Raw genomic sequence first — 1,103 nt, forward strand, 5'->3', positions numbered from 1 at the left:
CCATCTATCGTGAAACGCAGTTGGTTTGTGCCTTCAACCCCGGCCAATTGTGAGGCGATCGGGTAACTTTTGAATTTATTCAAATGAGCCACAAGCCCTGCGCTCAGTGCTTTTTCTTGTTCGGCAGTCGAAGAGCAACCAGAGATTGCTCCGAGAAAAACAAAGGCAAAAGCAGTGGTTAGAAAAAATTTAAGCATTTAAATATCTCGCTAAATGGCGGGGCGATTCTCGCATATGGCTGTTTTTAGCCTATCAGGACACTCAACTGCCCAGCAATAAAAGCACAGCTTCAACGAAGCTGGATGACCTGTCCTCCCCTCCCTCGCCTCTACCCGTCAGCACTCACCCCGCGCCCATCGGCAACCAGCGGGAGGCATGAGTGTTGACGAATACAGGTGAACCAACGAATGGAGAGAGTCATGGAAACGAAGCACACGCCCGGACCCTGGTATGTCCAGGACGACCATGGCAGGCGCTACATCGAGACAGACGGCAATGACGACACTATTGCGGAGATTCATCGGCGCCGTCGCAAGGGCAGCGTCTATAGCTGTGCTGAGGCAGGTGCAAACGCAAGCCTTATCGCCGCAGCGCCCGAGCTTCTGGCATCCCTGCAAGCCTTCGATCGCATCAGCGACATCTGGTTGCCGTCCACGGCAAGCGAAGAGCATGAGGGCGAAATGCAGGCCTTGCATCAAGCGCGAAACGACATGCTCGCCGCGATCGCCAAAGCTACCGCCTAACCCCAAACACTGGAGGTCGCCATGGCCCGCACCTACGAATATTGGACGGTCAGTGATGGAGAGGACATTGCCATCAACCTGACCGTCGCATATTTCTCGGCCCGAAAAGGAAACTTCAGCTCCCAAGCCGCCGACCCCGATGAGTACTTCGGGCATTGCGAAGTCAATTGGGAATCGAAAGACGACACCAGCTTCATGACTGAATCCGAGATCGCCTCGATGGAAGAATGGCTTGTAAACGAGCATTCCGAGTATCTGGCCGATCAGGACTACTTCGACTAACTCGCCACTCTGGAGGCGACCATGAACGCAGCATTGAAGATATGCCAGGAGCGTTACGACGCTCAGTTGCCTCCAGAG

At 54.2% G+C, this 1,103-nt stretch carries 2 protein-coding genes and 1 pseudogene; 2 read left to right on the top strand and 1 reads right to left on the bottom strand.

All coding sequences use genetic code 11. From position 1 onward, the window contains the following. Positions 1-197, bottom strand: a pseudogene (locus tag ACZRN6_RS36495) (hypothetical protein); the annotation flags it as partial. Positions 198-419: 222 nt separating this feature from the next. On the opposite strand from ACZRN6_RS36495, the gene ACZRN6_RS36500 reads away from it, so the two are divergent. Both ACZRN6_RS36500 and ACZRN6_RS36505 read left to right on the top strand, forming a co-directional pair. Next, on the top strand, positions 420-743 hold the full coding sequence (locus tag ACZRN6_RS36500) for a hypothetical protein (protein WP_322145882.1): 324 nt from the start codon (positions 420-422) through the stop codon (positions 741-743). 21 nt (positions 744-764) lie between these two features. Beyond that, entirely contained in the window at positions 765-1,025 is a 261-nt protein-coding gene (locus ACZRN6_RS36505) for a hypothetical protein (RefSeq protein WP_322145883.1), read from the top strand. Positions 1,026-1,103 lie beyond the last annotated feature (78 nt).

Source organism: Pseudomonas sp. A125 (assembly GCF_055409485.1).

Coding starts and splice junctions, on each gene's coding strand:
- ACZRN6_RS36500 (WP_322145882.1), top strand. CDS start 420: ATGGAAACGAAGCACACGCCCGGACCCTGGTATGTCCAGGACGACCAT.
- ACZRN6_RS36505 (WP_322145883.1), top strand. CDS start 765: ATGGCCCGCACCTACGAATATTGGACGGTCAGTGATGGAGAGGACATT.